The 25,841-nt window shown below is 62.6% G+C and carries 20 protein-coding genes and 1 pseudogene; 12 read left to right on the top strand and 9 right to left on the bottom strand.

Annotated features, from left to right (window positions below):
* Nucleotides 1-4: 4 nt before the first annotated feature.
* Nucleotides 5-3,476 (bottom strand): annotated as a pseudogene (locus V1293_RS25460) (helicase-related protein).
* A 545-nt stretch (nt 3,477-4,021) separates the two neighbouring features.
* Nucleotides 4,022-4,912 carry a DUF3108 domain-containing protein gene (locus V1293_RS25455; RefSeq protein WP_442894282.1) on the bottom strand — a complete coding sequence of 297 codons (891 nt, stop codon included), beginning with the start codon at nt 4,910-4,912 and terminating at the stop codon, nt 4,022-4,024.
* Nucleotides 4,913-5,344: 432 nt separating this feature from the next.
* On the opposite strand from V1293_RS25455, the gene rpmB reads away from it, so the two are divergent.
* The 8 genes from rpmB to V1293_RS25415 all read left to right on the top strand — a co-directional run bounded on the left by rpmB (nt 5,345) and on the right by V1293_RS25415 (nt 13,728).
* Entirely contained in the window at nt 5,345-5,653 is a 309-nt protein-coding gene (rpmB, locus tag V1293_RS25450) for a 50S ribosomal protein L28 (protein ID WP_334513213.1), read from the top strand.
* 430 nt (nt 5,654-6,083) lie between these two features.
* The gene (locus V1293_RS25445) at nt 6,084-6,647 is read left to right on the top strand and encodes an ABC-three component system protein (protein ID WP_334513211.1); all 564 of its coding nucleotides are present in this window, start codon (nt 6,084-6,086) and stop codon (nt 6,645-6,647) included.
* A complete protein-coding gene (locus tag V1293_RS25440) occupies nt 6,644-7,165 on the top strand; it encodes an ABC-three component system middle component 5 (RefSeq protein WP_334513209.1) in 522 nt (173 codons plus the stop codon). The genes V1293_RS25445 and V1293_RS25440 overlap by 4 nt, the downstream gene beginning before the upstream one ends.
* A complete protein-coding gene (locus V1293_RS25435) occupies nt 7,152-9,068 on the top strand; it encodes an AAA family ATPase (protein ID WP_334513207.1) in 1,917 nt (638 codons plus the stop codon). Before V1293_RS25440 ends, V1293_RS25435 begins: the two co-directional genes overlap by 14 nt.
* A gap of 9 nt (nt 9,069-9,077) precedes the next feature.
* Nucleotides 9,078-9,851 (top strand): hypothetical protein, encoded by a 774-nt coding sequence (locus tag V1293_RS25430; protein WP_334513206.1) that lies wholly within the window; start codon nt 9,078-9,080, stop codon nt 9,849-9,851.
* Nucleotides 9,852-9,962: 111 nt separating this feature from the next.
* On the top strand, nt 9,963-11,249 hold the full coding sequence (locus tag V1293_RS25425; RefSeq protein ID WP_334513205.1) for a DUF2235 domain-containing protein: 1,287 nt from the start codon (nt 9,963-9,965) through the stop codon (nt 11,247-11,249).
* A gap of 137 nt (nt 11,250-11,386) precedes the next feature.
* The gene (locus tag V1293_RS25420) at nt 11,387-12,385 is read left to right on the top strand and encodes an IS30 family transposase (protein WP_334513204.1); all 999 of its coding nucleotides are present in this window, start codon (nt 11,387-11,389) and stop codon (nt 12,383-12,385) included.
* A gap of 218 nt (nt 12,386-12,603) precedes the next feature.
* A complete protein-coding gene (locus V1293_RS25415; RefSeq protein WP_334513202.1) occupies nt 12,604-13,728 on the top strand; it encodes a DUF2336 domain-containing protein in 1,125 nt (374 codons plus the stop codon).
* Between the two features lie 273 nt (nt 13,729-14,001).
* Here the strand turns inward: V1293_RS25415 and V1293_RS25410 are convergent, their stop codons facing one another.
* From V1293_RS25410 to cobS, 4 genes are all read right to left on the bottom strand, one after another.
* A complete protein-coding gene (locus V1293_RS25410) occupies nt 14,002-15,114 on the bottom strand; it encodes an NADH:flavin oxidoreductase/NADH oxidase (RefSeq protein WP_334513200.1) in 1,113 nt (370 codons plus the stop codon).
* A gap of 123 nt (nt 15,115-15,237) precedes the next feature.
* A complete protein-coding gene (locus V1293_RS25405) occupies nt 15,238-16,305 on the bottom strand; it encodes an esterase-like activity of phytase family protein (protein ID WP_334513198.1) in 1,068 nt (355 codons plus the stop codon).
* 4 nt (nt 16,306-16,309) lie between these two features.
* Entirely contained in the window at nt 16,310-18,211 is a 1,902-nt protein-coding gene (cobT, locus tag V1293_RS25400) for a cobaltochelatase subunit CobT (RefSeq protein ID WP_334513197.1), read from the bottom strand.
* Between the two features lie 155 nt (nt 18,212-18,366).
* Nucleotides 18,367-19,365 (bottom strand): cobaltochelatase subunit CobS, encoded by a 999-nt coding sequence (cobS, locus tag V1293_RS25395; protein ID WP_442894281.1) that lies wholly within the window; start codon nt 19,363-19,365, stop codon nt 18,367-18,369.
* 304 nt (nt 19,366-19,669) lie between these two features.
* Between cobS and V1293_RS25390 the strand changes: the two genes are divergently transcribed.
* Entirely contained in the window at nt 19,670-20,329 is a 660-nt protein-coding gene (locus V1293_RS25390; protein WP_334513194.1) for a DedA family protein, read from the top strand.
* Here V1293_RS25390 and V1293_RS25385 read toward each other — a convergent pair.
* Nucleotides 20,287-21,504, bottom strand: coding sequence for a citrate synthase family protein (locus V1293_RS25385; protein WP_334513192.1), 1,218 nt, complete (start codon nt 21,502-21,504; stop codon nt 20,287-20,289). The genes V1293_RS25390 and V1293_RS25385 overlap by 43 nt on opposite strands.
* A gap of 74 nt (nt 21,505-21,578) precedes the next feature.
* Here V1293_RS25385 and V1293_RS25380 point away from each other — a divergent pair, with 74 nt between their 5' ends.
* Nucleotides 21,579-22,670, top strand: coding sequence for a citrate synthase/methylcitrate synthase (locus tag V1293_RS25380; RefSeq protein ID WP_334513190.1), 1,092 nt, complete (start codon nt 21,579-21,581; stop codon nt 22,668-22,670).
* Between the two features lie 158 nt (nt 22,671-22,828).
* Here the strand turns inward: V1293_RS25380 and V1293_RS25375 are convergent, their stop codons facing one another.
* Nucleotides 22,829-23,476: a J domain-containing protein gene (locus tag V1293_RS25375; protein WP_334513189.1), complete on the bottom strand. Its 648-nt coding sequence runs from the start codon at nt 23,474-23,476 to the stop codon at nt 22,829-22,831.
* A 109-nt stretch (nt 23,477-23,585) separates the two neighbouring features.
* Here V1293_RS25375 and V1293_RS25370 point away from each other — a divergent pair, with 109 nt between their 5' ends.
* Both V1293_RS25370 and V1293_RS25365 read left to right on the top strand, forming a co-directional pair.
* Nucleotides 23,586-23,864 (top strand): BolA family protein, encoded by a 279-nt coding sequence (locus V1293_RS25370; RefSeq protein WP_334513186.1) that lies wholly within the window; start codon nt 23,586-23,588, stop codon nt 23,862-23,864.
* A 153-nt stretch (nt 23,865-24,017) separates the two neighbouring features.
* Nucleotides 24,018-24,461, top strand: coding sequence for a hypothetical protein (locus V1293_RS25365; protein WP_334513184.1), 444 nt, complete (start codon nt 24,018-24,020; stop codon nt 24,459-24,461).
* A 6-nt stretch (nt 24,462-24,467) separates the two neighbouring features.
* Here the strand turns inward: V1293_RS25365 and V1293_RS25360 are convergent, their stop codons facing one another.
* Entirely contained in the window at nt 24,468-25,820 is a 1,353-nt protein-coding gene (locus V1293_RS25360) for a hemolysin family protein (protein WP_334513183.1), read from the bottom strand.
* Nucleotides 25,821-25,841: the final 21 nt, after the last annotated feature.

Raw genomic sequence — 25,841 nt, 5'->3', positions numbered from 1 at the left:
CGCACTATTCCTTGCGGTTGCCCGCAAGCTGTTCCTTCAACGCCGCCAGTTTTGCAAATGGCGAATTGGGATCGACCGGACGGTCACGCTCGCGCGGTGCCGCGCTGGTCGCCCATTGACGGTGCGATGGCCCTGAGTCGCGCTTGTCGCGGCCGCCCTTGTCGCGCCCACCGAAATCACGGCCGCCGCGCTCGCCCTTGTCGCGACCACCCTTGTTGCGGTCGCCCTTGTTGCGATCGAATTTGTCGCGGCGATCGCCGTCGCGGCCCTTGCCTTCAAAACGCTCGCGGGGCGGACGGTCCTGACGCGTCTGCTCGCGCGCTTCAGTCGCCGGTGCGCCTTCGGCTATGGGCGCAGCGGCGGTATCCGCCGGCGCGCCTTCGCGGGGCTTGCGGAAGTCATTGCGGCGCCCGCGGCGATGGCGCTGCTCGCGCGGCGCGCCCTCGCCGCCTTCGCCGCTGGCGGCTTGCGCACCCTGCGCCGGGCGGCCGTGATGACGCTGGCGGTTGCGGTCGTGATGCGGGCGGCGCTCGTCGGAACGGCCACCGGGCCGCCAGACTTCGACCAGCGCAGGCTCGGCCGGCGTCTCGGATTTCGTTTCAGGCCTGGCTTCTGCGGCTTCAGCGGGAACGGCTTCGGCGGCAGCGCCTTCACTGGGCGCCTCGCTCGCGGTGGCGGGCTCGGCCGCAGCTTCGGCGGCGCTGATCGTCGGCTCCGCCTCCTGTTCCGGAGGTGCGTCCGCGATCGCGGCTTCCGCCGGCGTGGTCTCGGCGGGCTCGGGTGCGGCCTCGACCACAGCCAGAGGCTCTTCGCTCGCGACCGGTACCGGCGTGACGCTGGGCAGCAGCGATGCTGACGGCGCGGGATCGCCTGACATGGGCAGGTCGGCGGCGACTTCTTCCGCCGGTGTCTCTGCCGGTGCCTCTGCAGTCGTCTCGGCGCTGGCCTCGACTGGCGGTGTCTCGGTGGAGACGGTCTCGACAACGACCTCGGGCGCGGGCTTCGGCGGCAATGGCGGGCGGCGGTCCATGCGGTAGCCGAGCGCGCGCAGGATCGAGGCGAAATCTTCGCCGGCAGATCCCGTCAGCGAGGTCATCGCCTGCGTCACCACAAAGCCGCGGCCGTCGAACGCGCCGGTCGGCTTGTCGCCGGGCGACGTCTCGCGCCACGCCAGCGCGGGACGAATGAGATCGGCGAGCCGCTCCAGAATATCGACGCGCACCGCACGCTCGCCGCACTGGCGATAGCCGAGCATGCGATAGGCGTCGCGCGGCAACGCCTTGTCGACCGGGAACGAGGTGCGGCCACTCGACGCCAGATGCTGCGCGCCTGATAGCGCGGACATGTCGACATTGTCCTGCTTCTCGGCCCACAGCAGCGAGGCCAGCGCGCGCGCCGCAGGCTTCAAGAGCCCGGGGAAATAGATGTGATAGGCGCCGAAGCGCACGCCATATTTGCGTAAAGTCGCGCGCGAGGCCTGGTCGAGATCCTTCATCTCGGCGGAAATTTTTGCGCGCTCCAGCACGCCGAGCGCCTCCACCAGCTGGAACGCGATGCCGCGCCCGATGCCGGTGATGTCCTCGGCCTTGGAGAGCCCGAACAGCGGGCCGAGCAGCTTTTCGATATGCGTCTTCAGCCACAGATCGAGCCGCGCCTGCACCGCCTCGCGCGGCGCGCCGGAGAGGCGATCGTCGGCAATGATGCGAATGCGCGGATGCAGCGCGTCGTCGGCGGCGACGAGCTTTGCGACCGCATCGCCGGTCCAGCGGATGGTGCCGTCAGAGGTCAGCACGAACTGGTCGTCGGGCGCCGCGCTAAGTTTGGTGGCGCGCGCGTCGATCTCGCTGGCGAGCACCTGCTGGGCCGCAGCCTGCAACGCTTTCGCATCCGAGCCGGCTTCCGCCGCATCGGGGGCAAAGGTAAATCCATCGAGCCGGCCGATCGCGTGGCCTTCCACAATCACTTCGCCGGTCTTGCCAATTTCCGTATTCAAAACTGAGTTCTCCCGCAGGCGGCGCATCAATACACTGGTCCGGCGGTCAACGAAACGCTCCGTTAGCCGTTCATGCAGCGCATCGGATAATTTATTTTCGACCTCCCGCGTGATCCCCTGCCAGTGGTCGGGGTCGGACAGCCAGTCCGGGCGGTTGGCGACGAAGGTCCAGGTGCGGATTTGCGCGATCCGGCCCGACAGCGTGTCGATATCGCCGGTGACGCGGTCAGCCTGGTCGACCTGGGCTGAGAACCAGGCATCGGGAATCCGGCCCCTTTTCATCAGGAACCCGTACAGCGTGGTCACCAGTTCGGCGTGGGCGGCGGGCGCGATCTTGCGATAATCCGGGATCTGGCAGGCGTCCCACAGCCGTTCCACGGCGGCTGGGCCGTGGGCCATCTCCCTCACCTCGCCGTCGCGTGCCGCGTGATCGAGCACGCGCAAATCCTCGGCAATCGGCGCGCGGGTTAAAACCTCATGGCCGGGCGAGAGCGCCAGCGACACCTGGAGCGCGCCGAGCGAGGAAAAATCCAGTTTCGAGTTGCGCCACTGCAGCATTTTGACGCTGTCAAACGTGTGGTTCTGCAGCGCGTTCACCAGCTCGGGCTCGAACGGCCCGCAGCGCCCGGTGGTGCCGAAAGTACCATTACGCGTGGCGCGACCGGCGCGGCCCGCGATCTGCGCGAACTCGGACGGATTCAAGCGGCGGAACTGATAGCCGTCATATTTGCGGTCGGAGGCAAAGGCGACGTGATCGACATCGAGGTTCAGCCCCATGCCCACGGCGTCGGTGGCGACGAGATAATCGACGTCGCCGTTCTGGAACATCGCCACCTGCGCATTGCGCGTGCGCGGCGAGAGCGAGCCCAGCACAACGGCAGCGCCGCCATGCTGCCGCCGGAATCAGTTCGGCGATCGCATAGACTTCATCGGCCGAGAACGCGACGATCGCGGTGCGTCGCGGCTGACGCGTGATCTTGCGGTCGCCGGCGAATTCGAGCTGCGACAGCCGCGGCCGCGTGATGATGGACGCGCCCGGCAGCAGCCGCTCGATGATGGGGCGCATGGTGGCAGCACCCAAGAGCAGCGTCTCGTCGCGGCCGCGGCGATGCAGGATGCGGTCGGTGAAGACATGCCCGCGCTCGAGATCGGCGGCGATCTGGATTTCATCGACGGCGAGAAACGAGACATCAAGGTCGCGCGGCATCGCCTCGACGGTCGACACCCAGTAGCGCGGGTTCTTCGGCTTGATCTTCTCCTCGCCGGTGACGAGCGCGACGCTGTCGACGCCCGCGCGATCCGCGATCTTGTTGTAGACCTCGCGCGCGAGCAGCCGCAGCGGCAGGCCGATCACGCCGGAGGAATGCCCCAGCATCCGCTCGATCGCCAGATGCGTCTTGCCGGTGTTGGTCGGCCCGAGCACGGCGGTAACGCCTGCGCCGGGCGCGCGATCGGTCGCGAACGTGGAAGGTGAGAAAGCCATGTCTTGCAGGTGTTTCTTTTATGCGTTCGTCATTGCGAGGAGCGAAGCGACGAAGCAATCCATTGTTCCTATGCCGCGCCATGGATTGCTTCGCTTCGCTCGCAATGACGGAAGCCTTTCTGGTCGCACGGCGTCAATTCGGCCGATTCTGTTTCATTCTGCGACGGCGATGCGGTCGCGGCTTAAGCTCTGGAACGAGTCTGGAACGAAACGCGCCCGAATCGCTGACTCCTCCCGAAACCCGATACGTTCACCGCAACATCTCGCGCTGAAGCGCTTCGGGTGGCACTAGATCAAGTTTGCGCGGGCTCCACAAGCGGCGGTGTTTGGGTGAAATCCTTAAAGACCGGAGTCGAATCAGAAGTGGTCAAGAGTCAAGCGATGAGTTGGAGATCCCTCTTCCCCTCTCCCCTTGTGGGAGAGGGTGGCGCCGAACGAAGTTCGGCGACGGGTGAGGGGTTCTCTCCGCGAGTCCCGCCCGAGGAGAGAGCCCCTCATCCGGCGCTTCGCGCCACCTTCTCCCACAAGGGGAGAAGGGAAGAGGCTCAATTCGTCTTCGCCACCCTCGGCGGCGCTGCCGTCGTCACGAACGATGTCGCCTCCAGCATCGCCAGGCCAAACGGCGTCGGAATCGTCATCCGGAATGGAACCAGGACGCGGGTTCCCGCGATCGGCACGAAGGCGATCTCGATCCGGCGTTCGGTGGCGAGATATTTGATCACGGGGCGATCGGGGATATAGCCCGCAACAGGCGTGAAGTAGATGGCGCAGACCAGCGCCGGCCCGTGATAGCCCCGCTCGGCCTTCACCGTCTCCATGCGCTTGTAATCGAGCTTGAGGTCGTAGCGTAAGCGCCCGTCGAAGATCCCGGCGCCGGTGCGGCAGGAATCCGGGCTCAGCACCTCGCCATTGCCGGGCACGCGCAGCATCGAGCCGGTCATGGGATCGAGCACGTTTTTGCGGTGCGCGTCGGTGACGACGACGCGGTCGGGATCGACCGGCGGCGCCGGGTCGATCGAGAAATCCTTCACATTGCCGTTGGCCAGCACCAGCCGAATGGTCTCGGACTTCTTCTGCGTCGTGGTGGTCGCGGTATAGGCATTCGCTACCAGCGCGCCGCCCACGACGCGGCCCTGGCTGGCGCCGGAACCCGTGCCGCCAGAAAACGCCTTCAACAGCCCGGCGGTGCCGCCTTGGGCGGAGGCCGAAAACGTGTCGTCGCCGATTTCGATGGTCCAGGCCCCCTTGCCGACCGGAATGCCCGCCAGCGTGGCCTCATACTGCGCATCCAGCCGCCCCTGCGCGGCGGCGGCCTGCGGCGTCAGCCCAATGAACGCGGCGGCGCACAGGCCGAAAACGAGCCTTGGGGGTAGCGAAACAGCGCGTTTGGCAGTCACGAATGGATTGTCCCGGGATCGGCGCGAGCTGATGTTCATGTAGTCAGAAATATCCGGCAAACAACGCGCAAGCTTTGGCGAAAACCACGCGTCAATCAGACCCCGCTTCGCCAAGGCCGGGGCCTTAACCCCTTAACGAAAGCCATGGTGTCGGCGGGGATTGCGCCCTTTATATGATCCCTTAAGTAGCTGGAAACCGGCCCAATTCCGCGGTTGGGACATCAGCGTTTTGCAGGCGGTGCCTGCCCCGGCCTTGGGCCCCTTGTGCGGATTTCCGCCTCGCGTGAAGAAAACGCGTCAAAACAAGGGGCTTGGGCTGGTCGGAACGGGGCCCCACGCCGCCCAAAAACCTTGACCGGATGGCCGTCTCCCCCTATACGACCGCAGTTCCTGGAAATGGACGCGATTTTGGACCCCCGCGCGCACCGCGTGAAGCGCTTGCCTATGGCGGGGATGGAAGAGGATTTTCAGATGTCCCGGCGCTGCGAACTGACGGCCAAGGGCCCCCAGGTGGGCCACAAGGTGAGCCACTCGAACATCAAGACCAAGCGGCGCTTCCTGCCGAACCTGGTCAACGTCACCTTCATCTCGGACGCCCTCGCCCGCAACGTGCGCCTGCGCGTCTCGACCAACGCGCTCAAGAGCGTCGACCACAATGGCGGCCTCGATAAGTATTTGTTGAAGGCCAAGGCCGACGTGCTCTCCCCCCGCGCGCTCGATCTGAAGCGAGCGATCGAGAAGAAGGTCGGCAAGCCGGTATTCGCCAAGAAGGCGAGCTGAGCTTTAGCTACATCGGCGGATCGGAGTTTGAAGCGGCCGGGTCGAAAGACCCGGCCGCTTTTGTTGGATCGGCAAATCACGCAACTACAGGCGCTCTGACGCTGGTACTTCGCCGACGCATCGAATTTTGGGTGGGGAGCGGGCGTCACTCTAGCACAACTTCCGCTTGCTTTGTCGCCTCACCAGTTGCAGTGTTACCAACAGGAGGAATCAAGTGGACGTACTCGCGAAATATGCATCTGAAATCTGGAGCTTTGTCGCTGGCTTTGCCGGAGGGTCATTGTTGACGCTGCGATTTACAAGAAAAACTCGAATTGGCTCTAAGGGCTCGAACGTTAATCAATCAGGAGCTTCTGCCGGAGGCGATCTGGTTGGACGGGATAAGATTGCTGGCCGAGATCAACATTAATTTTCACTCTTAGAGTGATTCATGACGCTGAAAGTAGATCAAGCTGGCGCGACCGCCCGCGGGGACATTGTTGGTCGCGACAAATACGAACAACACCACTATCCGGCAGCACGCCAACCAGGCGTGGTCGAACAACTCCTTCAAAAGCTACAAAACGAAGTCGCAAGCAACGAACACGTAAGAGACACCATCGAAGCGTTGGCACATTTCTATAGTCGGCGATCTCATGATGGAGTGGACGGACTTCAAGCAAAACTAGAAAAAGCGGATCGATCCGACGAGTATCTCGACGCCATCGAAAAGAAAGAGCTCTTTGCGAAGTTGCTCGAGCGCTGGTCATTGTATGCGTCTGCGCAAGAGATATTTGCTTACCTTCTTGCAAAGGCCGAATACGAGTTTACCTACGTCGTACGTCCGCAGCTCGATGGCATGTCAAAGGTGGAGGCCAATGAGCTTGTGCGCGACCACATCATCGTTCCGCTGATTGAAGAGTGCGGCACCACTCTATTCTCTATCAATCACAGCACCGCAATGGGAATGATCTACTGGCTCGCCGAGCAATGCTTTGTGCGATGGCATTCATGACACAACTTTCATACCAGCCAGCGCTCGATCCTTTTCACGCGACGTATCGCCACTTACGCATCCTCTCTGTGATCGACGCATCGAAATCTCTGCCCGTGGATCACGCGCGAATACTCGATTTCTACTTGCTCTTCCCGTTTAGAGTGTCTGGCATCCGCCTAAAGGCCCAACATCGCAGATTTCGCGGACTCGCTGAGACGTACAACGAAGCTCGTCCTTACGGAGATCAACCTCCGGACATCCAGATTTTTAGTCGGATGAAGCCGATGCAAATCGCAGCGCTTGAAACATTAGCAGGAAAGGACTTCATCAAAGCTGACGCGCTAAAGGACGGCACAGTTTTCAGAAGCGGACGAGCGTTGCCGCCGGCGCTGGCTGAACGGGTTAGCAATGCTAATTCGAAACAGCAGGACTTGATGCAAGTTATTCTAGCTCTGAGCTCTGAGTATCCGCTGTTGGGAAAGGACGGTTTGAAGGACAGAACTGGACTTTTGGAGTACCGCTATGATGCGGTTTGAACCCACTCTAATTGTCACTCGTCTAGTCATACAACGAGGCCAGAATGCCGCATATGATGAAGCATTTCACGAAGGCGTAAACGTCATTCGAGGTGAAAATTCCTCAGGCAAGTCAACCATCCTAAATTGCATCTACTATGGCCTAGGCGGCGATCTCGCCGACTGGAGCGAAACAGCCCTTCTCTGCACGCGCGTCGTTGTCGAAGTGCGTCTTAATGGACTGGCGGCGACTTTGAGTCGGGATATCTCTCAAGAATCCGGCCAACCAATGGAAATCTTTGGTGGCCCTTACGAGGCGTCACTGAAGGCACCGCGCAGTGAATGGATCAAGTACCCATACCGTAGATCTCCGAACAAGGAGAGCTTTTCCCAAGCAATCTTTAGATTGTTGGCCATTCCCGAGGTGGCCAGCGATGTTTCGGGCAACCTCACGATCCATCAGATATTGCGCGTACTGTATTCGGATCAGTTGAGCCCCGTCGAGACGCTCTTCAGATACGACACGCGTTTTGACCCACCTGCGCTACGCGATGCCGTCGGCCGCCTGCTTTGTGGATCATACGAAGCTCGCCTCTATGAGACCGAAATAGAAATTAGAACGCTCACTCGTCAATTCGACGCTCTCGAAGCCGAGCTCAAAAGCCTATTTGCTGTCATGGGGAAGACGGATCACAGCCTAACCTTGGAATGGTTGGAAGGTGAACGACGCAACCTGATTTCAAACCAGCAGAATGTCCAGGAAGAGATTGAAAGAATCGAGCGTAATATTGCATCAAACTCAACAGCGGATAAGTTGAGCTTAAGAGCGCAAAACGAAGCGTATGCGGAAGTGCAGCGTCTACAAACAGAGCTGGCATCGGCACAACAGGAGCGCGATGCCAATAATCTTGCGATTGCAGACTCCTCGATCTTTGTTAGGTCGCTTGAGCAAAAGATAGCTTCGCTAGATGATGCCTCTGCGATAGCAGAACATTTGGGAGATGTTAGATTTAACGCATGTCCTGCATGCTTAGCGCCCATTGCGTCAACGGCGGGTCACGACCACTGTCACCTGTGCAAGACCGATTTTGGAGGAGGTCGCGCGAGCGATAGACTCGTCGCAATCATAAATGAGGCCGCGATCCAGCTTAAGCAGTCCCAGCTACTTCAATCAGCACGCCATGACCGCGCGAAAGGCTACGAAGAGAAGATCGCAGCTCTTAATCTTAAATGGCAATCGGCATCCGCCCGTTTGGCGGCGGCCCAGCGCCTACCTTCGACAGAGGCTCGCGAGCGCTTGCGCGAGTTGAACAGGACAGCGGGATACTTGCAGCGGCAGATGGAGGACTTGGTTGGGAAAGAGGCGCTCATCCAACTTGTCGATGACATCGCTGGACGGAAGGATTTATTGAACAACAAAATTTCCGCTCTCCGAACCGAAAACGAACGACTAAAGGCTGTTCAGGAACGCCAGCTAACACGCGCCAAGACACTGATCGCCGACGAAGTCCGCGATCTTCTTGTGCACGACCTTCGAAGACAGGATAGTTTTGAGAACCCTCAAAGTATTCAGTTCGACTTTGCGTCAAACACGTTGACGGTAGACGGCCATACCTATTTTTCAGCTAGCTCACGGGTAATCCTGAAGAGCAGCTTCTTCTTGGGATTCTTTGCGGCAGCAACAAAGGACTCAACGTTCCGACACCCTCGATTTGTGATGATCGACACAATCGAAGACAAAGGAATGGAACCCGAAAGAAGTCACAACTTTCAGAACCAGATTCTTAGAAAGTCGAGAGAAGCAAAGGTAGAGCATCAAATTATTTTCGCCACCGCGATGATCTCCCCAGATTTGGACGATGAGGAGTTTTTAATTGGACGATTTTCTACGCGTGACGAACCGACCCTGAAAATTGATAGTTGAGAAACGCCCATGTATTTTTCCGAGGATGCAATCAAGAAGTTAGCAACAGAGTATTCGGCAATGCCGGGCAAGCTAAATATCTTGATGAAGAAATTCATTCTCTTGGAAACGAACAATCCGCGCACCCGAGAATTCGCCAGCCAAGGCTTTGCGCGGCGCGTCAAAATAATGATCCTATGTATTACCAATGTGTTTAGTGCCATTCCACCTGAGCGTTCCGACGTGCCGGCTCGCGACGAATTGTCAAACGCCACCATAAACATTCAGAGCTTTGTTTTTAACCTCTTTGGCGCGATCGACAATCTTGCGTGGATATGGATGATGGAACATGGCCAAAAGCGTGATGATGGCACGCCGATCCGTGACACGCACGTAGGCCTCGGTCCTGGCAATAGCAGCGTGCGAGGAACACTTTCACAAGAATTTCAAGCTTATCTATCCGACCTCGACGACTGGTTCCGACACATAGCAACGTTGCGCCACGCACTTGCTCATCGCGTACCCCTCTATATCCCTCCATATGTGATCGAAGCCAAAGACGAAGCCACCTATCGAGACTTCGAAGTGAAGATGAGCCAAGCAGCGAGCAAAGAAGATTTTGCGGAGTACGACAGACTCTCCTCTGAGCAACTGAAGCTGGGACGATTTCGACCGTGGATACAGCACTCATTTGAAGAAAAAGCCAAACCGATAGTATTCCATGCACAAATGCTATCTGATTTTAACGTTGTGGACGGAATCGCTCACAAGATGCTCCTTGAACTAGCTAAGCCGAAGGAATGAACAGCCCTTCCTCTGGATGTGCCGTGTCGCTGCCTGACAAGGAGCCGAAGTCCAAGAATCCTGCTATACTCGCCAAGGTAGCATCACCGATTCCCCAGCGAGTCACCCCCCATGCGCAACATCATCATCTGCTGTGACGGCACCGGCAACGAGATTTCCGAGAACATCTCCAATGTGCTGAAGCTCTATCGCTGCCTGCGCAAGACGGAGAAGACGTCCCCGCGGCAGCTGGTGTTTTACGATCCGGGGGTCGGCACGCTGGAGCGGCCGGACCCGTGGCACAAATTGAAGCAGGATTTCAACGCCATCCTGGGGCTCGCCACCGGCTATGGGCTCGATGACAACGTGCTCGCGGCCTATGCCTTCCTGGTCCACACCTGGCAGGCCGGCGACCAGATCTATCTGTTCGGCTTTTCCCGCGGCGCCTATACCGTGCGGGTGCTGGCGGGGCTGATCCACAAGATCGGGCTGATCACGCCGGAGCAGGTCAATCTCGCCGGCTCAGGGCTGATCGCCTACAAGCAGTTCTCCTCCGACGAAGCGCCGAAGCTGCGGGCGCAGTTCAAGTCGGCCATCGATGCCGTCGCCGCGGAAGACACGCTGCCGCAGACGGCGTTCGACAACGCGGCGCAGTTCGCGCGCATCACCTCGTCGCGCTGGCCCACCATCCGCTTCGTCGGCGTCTGGGATACGGTCGCCAGCGTGATCGTGCCGCGGGCCGATCGCTTCTATTGGCCGAGCCTGGAGGAGCTGGCGTTCACCATTGCGAACCCGAGCGTGCAGACGTTCCGGCAGGCGATCTCGATCGACGAGCGGCGCTGCATGTTCCGCCTGAAGAAGTGGGACGACCCGCAGACCTACAAGCACAACCGCTTCAACGACGCGCATGCCGAGCCGCAGGATATCTTGCAGGTGTGGTTCTCAGGCGTCCATGCCGATATCGGCGGCGGCTATCCGGAAAAGCAAAGCGGGCTTTCCAAATATCCGCTGCTCTGGATGATCGACGAGGCGACAAAGTTCGGACTCGGGGTTAACCAGGCCACCGTCAATCAGCTCGCCTGGGGCATTCAGCGCAAGGGCAGCCCGTTCTCTTATGTCGCGCCTGATGTGCGCGGCGAGCTGCACGACTCGCTGCGCGGCGCGTGGTGGATCCTCGAATACATTCCGAAGAGCGCGAGCTACAAGGAATGGCCGGCGCGCAAAGCCCATTTCGGCTATTACATCCCCGACGCCGAACCGCGCTTCATTCCCGACGGCGCCATGATTCACGAATCCGCCGTCCTGCGCATGGACGCGATGCCGAGCTATCGGCCGGTGAATTTGCCAAAACAGTTCGAGAAGTTTCCGATGCCGGTGCCGCCGGCGCATGCGTCGGCGGAGGCGGAGGAAGATTCGTGAGGCGTCCGTCGTCATCACCCGCGCAGGCGGTGATCCAGTATTCCAGAGACAGCGATGATTCAGCCGAGAAGCCGCAACGTACTGGATACCCCTTGGGCTCACGACACAAGTGCAACACCTGCTAGGGTGTTGTGGCGATGGGACAATGTTATGGCCAGCTCAGCCTTGAAGAGCGCGTTGAGATTTACCGCCTGCATGCAGGCGGTAAATCTCAAAACGAAATTGCGTCTGCGCTCGACCGGGCGCCATCGACGATCAGCCGGGAGCTGCGGCGCAATTCCCGGCCTACCAAGGTCTGGGCCGGGGGCTACGAGCCTGTCCGGGCTCAGCAATTGGCCGAGCGTCGGCGACGGTGGGATGGCCGCTTCAAGCTGGCGCGCCAGCCGGACCTGCGAAACCGCGTGGGCAAACGCCTTGCGATGGGACATTCCCCAGAGCAGATCGCTGGCCGGCTGGCGCTGGAACATGGTCGCGTCATCATCAGCCATGAGTCAATCTATCGTTTCATCTATCATCGTGCCGCTCAGAAGGATTGCTGGCACCGCCTGCTGCCGCGCCGCAAACGAAGACGAGGGCACCGTCCAGGACGCAGCCCCGCCAGCCTCATCAAACAACGGCGCTCGATCACCGAACGCCCCGCCGAGGTCGAAGGCCGCGGGACACCGGGCCATTGGGAAGCCGACTTCATGCTGTTCGCCCGATGTGGCCAAGGGTTGCTTGTTCTCCACGAACGGCAAACCCGCTTCAACATGGTTCACCGACCACTCGATCGAAAAGCTGTCCGCACCGCTCGGACCATCGGCCGTCAACTCGGCAAACTTCCCCAAGCAATGCGCAAAACCGTCAGCTTCGACAACGGGAACGAATTCGCCGAGCATCACAGGCTTCACCAAACCCTCGGCGTCCAGACCTTCTTCTGCGATCCCCATAGTCCCTGGCAAAAAGGCGGCGTGGAAAACTCCATCGGGCGCTTACGACGCCTGCTGCCCCGCAAAACTGACCTCAAACTCATCACGGCAGCCGACCTCAAGCGGCACGTTCAGCGCCTCAACGATACCCCACGCAAATGCCTGGACTTCAAGACGCCCGCCGAGGCATTCTCCGCACTCAAATCAATCGTTGCACTTCAAACGTGACTCCATCCCCCGCCTGCGCGGGGCATGACGATCGCGTGCCTTCATCGCAGTTTCGTAGGATGGGTCGCCGCGCCACTCGGCCATTGGCCGACCACCCCCGCAATCTTGCGGCCCCGATACCGCCGCCCCCAACCCAAATGGTTTACGGAACGTTCAACTCTGCCCCCTATTCTCAGGGACCTGCTGCCAGAACCGGCTTGAAACGCTCAGGACGAGCGATGTTGGAACGATCGATCACTGAGGAGGTCGAGGCGGCCATCAAGGCCGGCTCGACGGAAAAACATCTGGATACGCTGAGGCAGGTCACCGACCTGTTTCTAGTGTCCGCCGACGGCTATTCCGCCGAACAGATCGAGCTGTTCGGCGACGTGCTTGAACGCCTGATCCGCACCGTCGAGCTGCGCGCGCTGGCCGATGTCGCCGCGCGCATTGCGCTCGCCGAAATGAGCACGCAGCTCGCCTCCATCAAGCAGGCGCCGCCGGCCGTGGTCCGCCGCCTGGCGCACAATGACGAGATTTCGATTGCGCGGCCCGTGCTGACCGAATCGGCGCGGCTGACCGCCGACGATCTGGTCGAGCTCGCCCAGACCAAGGGCGAGCAGCATCTGCTGGCGATCTCCGGGCGCTGGTGGCTGACCGAGATCGTCACCGACGCGCTGTTGAAGCGGCATTACCCTTCCGTCAGCCGGCGGCTCGTCACCAATCCCGGCGCGCGGATGTCGGCGAGTGGTTATGCGATCGTGCTGAAGCAGGCGGAGAACGATCCTGATCTGGCGGTCGAGACCGGCATTCGCGTCGACCTGCCGCCCGAGCAGCGCCTGCAATTGTTGCGCGGCGCCACCGAGGTCGTGCGCACGCGGCTGTTGTCGCGCGCGCCGCCGCATCTGTTCGAGGAAATCAGGAACGCGATCGCCGTCGCCGCCGCCGGCGCCAACCGCGAAATGTCGCGGACGCGCGATTTCACCGCGGCCCGCCGCTTCGTCGCAGCGCTTGCCAAGCACGGCAAGCTCAGCGAACCGGCGCTATTGGCGTTTGCGAAAGAACGGAAATACGCCGAGACGGTCGCAGCCCTTGCCGAGTTGTCAGGCTCGACCATCGACGTGATCCGCCCTGTGATGCAGAGCCTGCGCGACGACGGCGTGCTGATCCCCTGCCGCGTCGCCGGATTGAATTGGGAAACGGTCTCAGCCGTGCTCGACAGCCGCTTCGCCTCGGGAAGCATGGGCCGCCATGAACTCGCCAAGGCCAAAGAGCAATACGGCAAGCTGACGGTCGAAAGCGCCCGCCGACTGCTGAAATTCTGGCAAGTCCGCGCCGCCGACGCGCCACCGAAGCCGCATTGAGCGAGTGGGCCTACCGTGACTGCCTCCGCCGTCATTGCGAGGAGAGCAGCGACGAAGCAATCCATAGCGCGGCAAGCGGAGACGTGGATTGCTTCGCTGCGCTCGCAATGACGCTGAAGGAGCGGAGCGCTGCCTTCCCTTCTCCCCTTGTGGGAGAAGGTGGATCGCTGGCGCGAAGCGACAGCGAGACGGATGAGGGGTCTGTCTCCGCGGAGAGAACCCCTCATCCGGCGCTTCGGCGCCACCTTCTCCCACAAGGGGAGAAGGAAGAAGCTACCGCGTCCCGAACGTGGTCGCGCCGAACAGCGCCTTCTGCGTCGAGGGCTGCGAGCGCCAGTATTGCGGCGGGGCGAAAACCTCGCCGCCGAGTTCGGCCGCCGCATGCCAGCCCCAGCGCGGGTCGTAGAGCATGGCGCGGGCGAGCGCGACCATGTCGGCCTTGCCGGAGGCCACGATCTCCTCGGCCTGCCTGGCTTCCGTGATCAGGCCGACGGCGATGGTGGGAAGGCCGGTCGCCTCGCGGATGCCTTTCGCGAACGGCACTTGATAACCGGGGCCGAGCGGAATTTTTTGCAGCGGCGACACGCCGCCCGAGGACGCGTCGATCCAGTCGACGCCGCGCGCCTTGAGCTCGTGAGCGAATTGAATCGTCTGCGCCAGATCCCAGCCACCCTCGACCCAGTCGGTGCAGGACACGCGCAGTCCCACCGGCTTGGGTTGCGGAAACGCCTCGCGCACCGCGTCGAACACTTCGAGCGGAAAGCGCATGCGATTTGGCAAAGACCCGCCATATTGATCGGTGCGCTGGTTTGATATCGGCGACAGGAATTGATGCAGGAGATAGCCGTGCGCGGAGTGCAGCTCGATGGCATCGATGCCGAGCCGCTCGGCGCGCTTGGCCGCCGCCACGAACGCCTCGCGCACGCGCTTAAGTCCCGCGGCGTCGAACGCCACAGGCGGCGTCTCGCTCGCCTTGTGCGGGATCGCCGAGGGCCCCTCCGCCCGCCAGCCGCCTTCAGCCACCGGGATCAGTTGCCCGCCGTCCCATGGCGTGTGGCTCGAGGCCTTGCGGCCGGCATGCGCGAGCTGGATCATCACCTTGGCCTTCGAGCGCTTGCGCACCGAGGCGAGAATGGGCTTCAGCGCGGCTTCGGTGGCGTCGTTGTAGAGGCCGAGGCAGCCCGGCGTGATGCGGCCCGTTGCCTCCACCGCCGTGGCCTCGATGCAGAAGATCGCGGCGCCCGACAGCGCCAGCGAATTGATGTGCGTGAAGTGCCAGTCATTGGCCTCGCCATCGACAGACGAATATTGGCACATCGGCGCCACCATGATGCGGTTGGCAAGGTTAAGGCCGCGCAGCTTGATCGGGGTAAACAAAGCGCTCATGGCGGGATATCCGGACCGGAGGGAAAGCGACCCGCAATGTCTAGCGAGCCGCTCCCCGCGCCTCAAGCCGCTCCGGCTGCAACCCTGCCGGGCGATTCATCGCTGGCCGCGCCACCGGCAACGTCACTCCACCAGCGTGAACTGCAGCAGCAGATTGCGCTGGATCAGCGAGAAATTGTCGTCGGAGACCAGCGTAAGCACGGTGTCGCCCTCCGGCGTGACGTGGGCGTCGATGCCTTCCATGTTGTCGATCTCGTGGCCGAGATCGGCCTCGAAGATCGAAGGCCCGTCGATGACAGCGCCGGGGACGATGGCGGCCAGCGCAACGCGGCGGATGCGGATGCCGACCCCGCCGAGCCAGGAGAATTTGCGCTCCAAGAGCAACAGGCTGCCGGACGGCAGCAGCACCGCATCGCTGATATCGAAATTGTCGGTGCGGCGAATGCTGAACAGCCCCAGTGTCTTGCCGATCAGGAAGGCTGTGATGTTGCCCTTCGCGTCGAGCCCGCGTTCGGAGATCGCGATCAGCGTTCCCGCCAGCGGCAAGCCCTTCGGCACCACGACAAGCGCCTCGATTCCCTTGTTGTAGGGCAGCTTGCGCACGCCCAGCGGCAACTGAATCAATTCGCCATGCGCGCGCGTAAATCCCTTGGCGAAGTCGAAGCGCAGTATCTGATTGACGCGTTCGAGACCGACATAGACCAGCGAGCCGTCGAGTGCGAGCGCTTCGCTATCGAACCAGCCGCGCGAGGTGATCGGCTTGCCGTCGGGACCGAGCATCGGCGAGGCCTCGACGTCGTCGAGCCCGGTCATCTCGCGGCCCTTGTAGACGATGCGGCCGGTGAACCAGCCCCCCTTGTCGCTGATCGCGATGAAGCGCTCGCCCTTTGCATCAAGGCGAAGACCCGACAATCCGCCGAAGCCGCGAAACCGCGAGGTCAGGATCAGCCCGCTGCGATATTCGAGTTCGCCAAAGCGCACACGAGTCCTGTCGCGGGTATCGAACGAGGGCAACGGCCTGGCATTGACCTCGATCGAGACCGGCGTCGTGACCGAGAATTCGTCGGGAACGGCCGGCTTCGGCGGCCGCTGGACCGCCGTTTGCGCCAGCGTCGCTCCGGGCGCGGCCGCCACCGAAAGCGCCGCCGCAGCATATTTCAAGAGGCGGCGGCGGCCTATGGGCGGGCGCATGCTCTCACGAATGCAACCGGCGCGGCCGGTGGTGGCTCGTGACGGGCGCGGCGCCGTGGGTCTCGCTGAACAATTCGGCGAGTTTTTCGGTGATGGCGCCGCCGAGTTCCTCGGCGTCGACGATGGTGACCGCACGGCGGTAGTAGCGCGTGACGTCGTGACCGATGCCGATCGCGATCAGTTCAACCGGCGAGCGGGTCTCGATTTCCTCGATGATGTGGCGCAGATGCCGCTCAAGGTAATTGCCGGGATTGACCGACAACGTGGAATCGTCGACCGGCGCGCCGTCCGAAATCATCATCAGGATCTTGCGCTGTTCGGCCCGGCCGAGCAGCCGCTTGTGCGCCCAGTCCAGCGCCTCGCCGTCGATGTTCTCCTTCAGGAGCCCCTCGCGCATCATCAGTCCGAGATTCTTGCGCGAGCGCCGCCAGGGCGCATCGGCGGACTTGTAGATGATGTGCCGGAGATCATTCAGCCGGCCCGGATTAGCCGGCTTGCCGGCGGCAAGCCACGCCTCGCGCGACTGCCCGCCCTTCCAGGCGCGCGTGGTGAAGCCCAGAATCTCGACCTTGACGCCGCAGCGCTCCAGCGTGCGTGCGAGAATGTCGGCACAGGTCGCCGCCACCGTAATGGGCCGGCCGCGCATCGAACCGGAATTATCCAGAAGCAGCGTCACCACGGTGTCGCGGAAGGTCGCTTCCTTCTCATGCATGAAGGACAGCGGATGGTAGGGATCGGTAACGACGCGCGACAGCCGCGCCGGATCGAGAATGCCTTCCTCGAGGTCGAACTCCCAGGCACGGTTCTGCTGCGCCATCAGGCGGCGCTGCAGCCGGTTGGCGAGCCGCGCGACGATGCCCTGCAGATGCGCGAGCTGCTTGTCGAGATAGGAGCGCAGCCGTTCCAGCTCGTCATGGTCGCAGAGATCTTCGGCCGCGATCACCTCGTCGAATTTTGGCGCAAACGCATGGTATTCCGGCCCGCGCGGCTCGTTGGCCCCGCGCGTATTCGGCCGCGTCGCCTCGCCCGGCGTCTCGTCGTCGCCGAGTTCGCCGTCATCGAAGGTATCTGATGTAGAGGCCTGCGCGCTCTCCATCGCGCTCTCCGACATTTCGTCGGTGGACGCCTGCGCCTGGTCGGCGCTCATTTCCTGCGCGGCGTCGGAATCGGGCGAGCCCTCGGCGCCGGACTGGTCGTTCTCACCGTCCTGATTCTCGTCGTTCTCGTCGTCGTCGGCGTCCGCATCACGCTCGTCGCCGAGGTCGAGCGCCGACAGCAAATCGTGCACGAGGTCGCCGAACTTCGCCTGGTCCTCGGTGACGCGACTGAGCTTGTCGAGCCGGGTGCCGATCTTGTCTTCCAGCACCGGGCGCCAGAGATCGACCATCTTCTTAGCCGCCGCAGGTGGCGCGAGCCCCGTCAGCCGTTCGCGCACCAGCATCGCCAGCGCGTCCGACAGCGGCGCATCGGCGCGGTCGGTGATCTCGTCGTATTTGCCGCGGTGGAAATGATCGTCGAGCATCGCGGTGAGGTTTTTCGCCACGCCCGCCATCCGGCGCGAGCCGATCGCTTCGACGCGGGCCTGCTCGACGGCTTCGAACACGCCGCGCGCCTGCGGATTTCCCGGCATCAGCTTGCGGTGCACCTTGGGATCGTGACAGGCGAGCTTGAGCGCGATCGAGTCGGAGTGGCCGCGCACGATCGCCGCATCGCGCTTGGTCATCTTGCGGGCGGGCTCCGGCAACCGCGCCTTGCCCGGCGCGAGACCCGGACGCTCGGCCGCGAACGTCACTTCCAGCTCCGGCGCCCTTGCGATCGCACGCAGGCATGACGTCACCGCGCGCTTGAACGGCTCGGTCGGCGCTTCCTTGGATCCGGTACGGAATTTTTGATTGGACGTCGTCATGACCACCTTCACCGCCGTCGTCCCTGCGAACGCAGGGACCCATAATCACCAGCGGTCGTTATTTCCCGATCTCTAACACCATCACTTTACCGAAGGGCCGCGGCGTATGGGTCCCTGCGCCCCGTGCGCAATTGCGCACTAGGCAGGGACGACGATTAGCTAAGCGCCACGTTCACCGAACTCTCGGGCAGTTCCTGGTTGAAGCAGCGCTGATAGAACTCGGCCACCAGCGGCCGTTCCAGTTCGTCGCACTTGTTGAGGAAGGTGACGCGGAACGCAAAGCCGATATCGCCGAAGATGTCGGCGTTCTCGGCCCAGGTGATCACGGTGCGCGGGCTCATCACCGTCGACAAATCGCCATTGGCGAACGCGTTACGGGTGAGATCGGCAAGCCGCACCATCTTGTTGACGATGTCGCGGCCTTCCTGCGTGCGATAGTGATGCGCCTTGGCCAGCACGATCTCGACTTCCTCGTCATGCGCCAGATAGTTCAGCGTGGTGACGATCGACCAGCGGTCCATCTGGCCCTGGTTGATCTGCTGGGTGCCATGATAGAGGCCCGAAGTGTCGCCGAGACCGACCGTGTTGGCGGTCGAGAACAGGCGGAACGACGGGTGCGGCTTGATCACCTTGTTCTGGTCGAGCAGCGTCAGGCGGCCGGAGACTTCCAGCACGCGCTGGATCACGAACATCACGTCCGGGCGGCCGGCGTCATACTCGTCGAACACCAGCGCGATGTTGTGCTGCAGCGCCCAGGGCAGGATGCCGTCGCGGAATTCGGTGACCTGCTTGCCTTCCCTGACCACGATCGAGTCCTTGCCGACCAGATCGATACGGCTGATGTGGCTGTCGAGGTTGACGCGCACGCAGGGCCAGTTCAGCCGCGCCGCAACCTGCTCGATGTGGGTCGATTTGCCGGTGCCGTGATAGCCGGTGACCATGACGCGGCGGTTCTTGGCGAAACCGGCGAGGATCGCGAGCGTGGTGGCGCGGTCGAAGCGGTAATCCGAATCGACTTCCGGCACATGCGGGTCGACTTCGGAATAGGCCGGCACTTCGAGATCGCTGTCGATACCGAAAACCTGCCGGACCGACACCTTCATATCGGGCAGTCCAACGGGCTCCGAAACTTTGCTCATGGCGGCGGTCGTCATCAATCCTCCGAGGTCCCGGGCGTTCCCGAAACCAGATCTGTTGAATGGCTGCGGATGGGGGCTACGACGAACCTAGCAGAGAGCAAGGGCCGGCAGAAGCCCGCGGCACAATCAAAGTTCCGTTGCCTTATCATTGAGATAGGTCGTGTATCTGGTTTTTGGAGGGCTGCCCTGCGAATCACGCCGCACTTTTGCCGCCTTGGGCACCCCGCAGGGCTCAAAATCGAAGGATCTGCCGGCACTTTCAGCCCCTGCCCAGGCTTGATAGCTCTGGTTCAGGCCCTCCTGCCCGGACAGCAAGATTGTGACTTCATTCCTCGATCCCGTAATTGCATTCGTTTCGGCCCATCCGTGGCTGGCCTATCTGACGCTATTTCTCGCGGCCCTGCTGGAGGCGATCCCGGTCGTGGGAGCGCTTGTGCCGGGCTCGACCATCATCCTTGCCCTGAGCGCGCTGGTGCCCGGTGGCGAACTGAAGCTGTGGGGCGTGCTGGCGGCAGCGATCGCCGGCGCCATGCTCGGCGACGGCTCGGCGTTCTGGGCCGGCCATCGCTCGCAACGCGAAATTCTGGGCGCCTGGCCGATGTCGAGATATCCGGGCGTCATGGCGCAGAGCGAGGCGTTCTTCCACCGCTGGGGAACGCTGGCCGTATTTTTCGCGCGCTTTGTGCCGCCGATCCGCGCTTTCGTACCAGTCACAGCGGGCGCGCTCGGGATGCCGCCGATGCTTTTCTTCGGCGTCAATATTCCGGCGGTGCTCGCCTGGGCACTGGCGCATGTGCTTCCAGGCGTACTCGCGGTCTCGGCATTGCATGAATATGGCGGCCTGCCGCATCACCAGCACATCGGCAAACATCTATGGATACTGGCCGTGTTCGCGACGGCGATCATAGCGCTCGGCGTCTGGACGCTGCGCCGCCGTCAGGCCCGGGCCGGGCTCCGCCCCGGTGCAGGACCGACATAACGCGCGCGGGGCCGGATCAACCGGCCATGCCGCAACTGCTCGGAGGCATGCGCGATCCACCCCACCGTGCGCGCCATGGAAAACAGCACCAACTCGTGGCCGGGCGGCAGGCCGAGCGTGTGCACCAGCACCGCAAGCGCATAGTCGATGTTGACGAACTCGCCGGTCGCCTCCGCGATGCGCTCGGGAATTTCGTGGGTGAGTTTGCGATCCGCGCCGGAGCGCGCCAGCGCTTCCAATAGCGCCCGCGCGCGAGGATCGCCGTGCTTGTAAACTCCATGGCCAAAGCCCGCGAAGCGTTCGCCGAGCGCGACGCGCTCGCGGATGACGGGGGCGACCTCACCATTGGCGAGCGTCTTCAAAAGCTGCGCCGCGAGTACGCCCGCGCCGCCGTGCTTGGGGCCCTTGAGCGCGACGAGCCCGGCGATGATGGCGTCGTAGAGATTTAGCCCGGTCGAGGCCGCGCAGCGCACCGTGAAGGTCGAGGCATTCAATTCATGATCGGCCAGCAGCACCAGTGCGCGGCGGATCAAGTCAGCGGCGTGCTTGTGCTCCGGCGCCCAGACGCGCGCGATCTGCAGATGAAGCGGACTTGCCGATGATTTCGCGTTCAGCATGGTCGCGACCACCAGCCGCATGATGCGGCCGCCGAGCATCGCGCGCCCTTCGGGCGCCCGCGTATACGCCCGCGGATCGGCGCTGGCCGCCAGCGCCAGCACGGCGATGGAGCGATCGATCGCATTGGCCCCGCGCGCAGCCTCGGCCACGGCGCGCATTTCGTCCGACACGACGGGACAATTGTCCTGCTCGAACGGATCGACGCCGGTGACATCCCACAACAAGGTCGCGGCATGTTCGAGCGTGTCGCGCTCGGCGAGGTCGACGCAATTGACGCCGCGGTAGATCGGCCCGTCCTCGGTAATGGTCGCGACCGCCGAATCCATCACAGGCAGATCGGCGTCGAAGCTGCGCAGCCCCCGCGGCTCCGGCGACGGCGTTCGCCGCTCCTTCAGCGTCCGGACGTCCTCGGCGCGGTAGCGGTGGCTGCGGGAATCCTGCGACGGCTCCGAGCGGATCAGGCCGCGGCTGACATAAGCGTAGAGCGTCGCCTGCGAGATCGCGAGTTCGGCGGAGGCCTCGCGGGCCGAGAGGTAAAGGCCGGCGGATTTTTTCATATTGATTTACATAATCAAGATTGATCAAGCTGTCGAGAGGCCCGACCTTTGAAAGCAACAAAAGGAGAACTTCCATGAACATGCAGCTTTCAAAGACCCCGATCGGCCTAGACGGCATTCCCGCCGCCGAAACCGTGCTCAGCCATGTCGATGGCGAGCGCGGCGAACTGATCATTGCCGGCGAGCGGGTCGGCGACCTCGCCCGCAAGACCGGGTTTGAGGGCGTGACCGCCCGGCTCTGGAGCGGCGGAACCGGCCAGCCGGTCGGCGAAGCCGCTGTGCGGGCCGCCCTCGGCGCGGGCCGCGAACGCGCCTTCGCCCGGTTGCCGGATCTCCTTGGCGTCACGCGCGGCCTATCGATTGTCGACGGATTCCGCGCGGCGATCGCGGGGCTACGCGCGGAAGCCGGCCTCGCGCACGAGGCCACCATCGTCGGCGCGTTTCCGGTGATTGCCGGCGCCCTGGTTCAGCGCGTGAAGGGCAACGACCCCGTCGCACCCGATCCAACCGCGAGCCATGCCGCCGATACGCTGTCGATGATGCTCGGCCGCAAGCCTGACGCGCGCGAAGCGGCGGCGCTTGACGCCTATTTCGTCACGGTGTGCGACCACGGCATGAACGCGTCGACCTTCACGACCCGCGTCGTGGCCTCAACCCAGGCGGATTTGTTCGCAGCCGTCACCGCCGGCTATTGCGCGCTGACCGGACCGCTGCATGGCGGCGCGCCTGAACCGGTGCTGGAAATGCTCGATGCGATCGGCTCAACCGAACGCATCCAGCCGTGGGTCGACAGTGCGCTGGCCCGCGGCGAGCGGCTGATGGGATTCGGTCACCGCGTCTATCGCGTCCGCGATCCGCGCGCCGATGTGCTGAAAGGCGCGATCGAGCGGCTCGCCGGTGACGGCGCCGATCTGCCGTTCGCCGGCGAGGTCGAGGCCTATATCCGCAGCGCGTTGCGAAAAAAGAATCCGGACCGCCCGCTGGACACCAATGTCGAGTTCTTCACCGCGATCCTGCTCGACGCGCTGAAAATCCCGCGGCAGGCGTTTACGCCGATCTTCGCGGTCGCGCGCGCCGCCGGCTGGACCGCGCATGCCCGCGAGCAGCAGCGCGGCGGGCGGCTGATCCGGCCGAGTTCGGCGTATATCGGCGCGATGCCAGGGTGAGCGTCACAATCACCGCTGTCGTCCCTGCGAACGCAGGGACCCATAACCACAGGCGTTCGTTATTGCGCGAAAGGCGTCGACCAGCCGTTACAAATCGAGAGGCCGCGGTGTATGGGTCCCTGCGTTCGCAGGGACGACGGCTGGATTGGCGCTAGCGGCTACGCGCCGCGCACCACGGTTTTCAGATAATTATACGCCTTGATGATCTCGATCAGGCGATCCTCGGTGGAGCGGTCGCCGCCATTGGCGTCGGGATGGTGCTGCTTGACCAGCGCCTTGTACTTCGCCTTGACATCCTCGAGGGTGGCTTCGGCGGTGAGGCCCATCACCTGCAGCGCCTTGCGCTCGGCGTTCATCACCTTTCGGGTCTCGGCCTTCGCCTCGGCACCCGGTCCGGGCCGCCAGCGGCCGCGGCCGTTGAGCTCGGAGAACATGCTGAAGGGATCTGAGGCGCCGTCAAAATCCTCGGCGGCCTGCTTGCCCTTCTTGCCGGCCGTGTTGGCGCCCATCTTCCAGGTCGGGCGATGGCCGGTAAGCGCATCCTTCTGGTAGCGCGCGACGGCGTCGGCATTCATGCCCTGGAAGAAATTGTAGTTCTGATTGTATTCGCGGACGTGGTTGAGGCAGAAGTGAAAGTACTCCCGCGAATTCTCCCGGCCCTTGGGCGCGCGGTGCGGCCCCTTGTTCTGGCAGCCCGCCCATTCGCACATGGCGGCCTCCTCGCGCGCCTGCGCCTGCTGCTTCGCGCTCAGCTGGTTGGGCTTGATGCGAATGGAATCGAAGAATTTTGATGAATCAATTGCCATGGCTGACTTTGACTACGCAATGCCCGCGGCTTCAAGTCTTGACATTGCGAATCCCTCTCTTCGATGGCGCCATTGACGGAAAGCTGATGCAGAATTATCTGCCGTTATCATGAGCACCAAAGACGCTATCATAAACAAGTTGCGTGAAGCTTTCTTGCCGGAAAGCCTCGACGTTGCCGACGAATCTCATCTGCATGAGGGCCATGCGGGCCACCGGCCGGGCGGCGAGACGCATTTCAGGGTATATATCGTATCTCCGGCCTTCGAAGGGAAGAGCCGGATCGAGCGCCATCGTATGGTAAATGCGACGCTGGATACGGAACTCAAGGGCTCCGTCCATGCGCTCGCCATCAAGGCGCAGGCGCCGGGAGAAACCGCCGGCCGGTAATTGAGGCTGTCCGCCAGCTTCCTGTGAAGATCGGCAGAGACGGTAGAACCGGTTTCGCAACTGTGAGACAATCACCGAAGCGGTGGATCAGGTTCCGTTCGGACGCGGGGTCGGGCTGACCCCGAGGCCATCGCGGGTCGATGGGGTCGTCCGATGCGATATTGGGCACGCTTCCGATGGGCCGCCGCCGTGGCACTGCTGGTTGCGGCCTCCTCGATCAGGGCGCACGCGCTGGATATGCCGAGCCCCTTTGTCCAGGAAGTGCTGATCAAGAGCATTCTGGTGACGCTCAACGACGCAGTAGCATCGGATAATTTCACGATACTCCACGCCAAGATTTCAAAGCCGTTCCGCGACCAGTTTCCGCCCGACAAGCTGCGGGCCGTCTTCAAGGACCTGGTCGAGAAGCACGCGGTGTTCGACGCGATCGTCGCAAGCCCGGTGATTGCCGAGGAGGAAGCCAAAATCGACGAGAAGGGCATGCTACGCCTCAAGGGCCGTTTCGACACCAGCCCCAAGAAGGTGAGATACCAACTCGGGTTCATCCCCTCCGACGGCCAGTGGAAGCTGAGCGGCATCACCATCGATATCGAATAGCGAACGTCAGAACGCCGTTCCCGCCCGCTTCGGCTTCGGATCCTCCGCCTCGGCTTCACGCGGCAACGGCGTGATCTTGAGCGCCGTGATGCGGTTGCGCTCGCGGCGCAGCACGCGGAAACGGAAACCGTAGAAAGTAAAACTCTGGCCGCGCTCGGGGATCGAGCGCGCCTCATGAATCACGAGGCCGGCGACGGTAGTTGCCTCCTCGTCCGGCAGATGCCAGTTCATGGCGCGGTTGAGATCGCGGATCGGCACCGAGCCGTCCACCACTACGGAGCCGTCGCTCTGGGCGCGGACGCCGGCCACCACGACGTCGTGCTCATCGGAAATGTCGCCGACGATTTCCTCCAGAATGTCTTCCAGCGTCACCATGCCTTCGACTTCGCCGTACTCGTCGACGACGAGCGCGAAATGGGTCTTGCGGCGGCGGAACGCCTTGAGCTGCTCGGACAGCGGCCGCATCTCCGGCACGAACCATGGCGGCAGCATGATCGCGGAAACGTTGATGCGCGACATATCGCCGTCGGAAGCGCGGATCGCGCGCAGCAGATCCTTGGCGTGCAGCACGCCGATGATGTTTTCCGGCTTGTCGCGCCACAGCGGGATGCGGGTGTATTCAGTCGCCAGCACCTCGCGCACCAGTTCGTCCGGCGGCAGGTCGGCATTGATCAACACCATCGCGGTGCGATGGACCATGACGTCTGAGACGGCAAGGTCGCCGAAGCGGAAGACGTTGTGAATGTACTCCGCCTCGCCGCTTTCGATCCCGCCGTGCACGGCCGATTCTTCCACCAGCCCTTCGATCTCGGAATCGGTGAGGATTTCATGCTGCGAGGACTCCTTCACGCCGAGCAGGCGCAAAATCCCGCGTGAGGCGGTGTTGAGCAGCCAGTTCAGCGGCCAGAAGATCAGATAAGACAGATGAAGCGGATACGCGATCCATTGCGAGACCGGCATCGGTTCCCGGATCGCGAGCGTCTTCGGCACCTGCTCGCCGATCACGATGTGCAGCGAGGAGAACACCAGGAACCCGGCGAGAAACGACACGAAGTGCAACGTGCGATCCGACATGCCGAGTGGCATGAGCAACGGTTCGAGCAGCGCCGAAACGGTGGGTTCGCCGACCCAGCCGAGGCCGAGCGAGGCCATGGTGATGCCGAGCTGGCAGCAGGCGAGATAGGCCTCGATGTTGCCCATCATGCTGTGCAGCAGGCGCGCGCCGAAACGGTCCTGCTCGACCATCGCCCTGATGCGAAACCCGCGGCTCTTGACCAGCGCGAACTCGGCGGCCACGTAGAACGCGTTGGCGGCGAGCAGCAGGATCGCGAGCAGCAGATTGAACGCGGTCGAACTCATATATGCCTCGTGACGGCACCG

The sequence above is a fragment of the Bradyrhizobium sp. AZCC 1693 genome (genome assembly GCF_036924745.1).
GTDB lineage: Bacteria > Pseudomonadota > Alphaproteobacteria > Rhizobiales > Xanthobacteraceae > Bradyrhizobium.
Note: the sequence above shows the minus strand (reverse complement) of the source record. Positions and strands in the feature narration are given on the sequence as shown.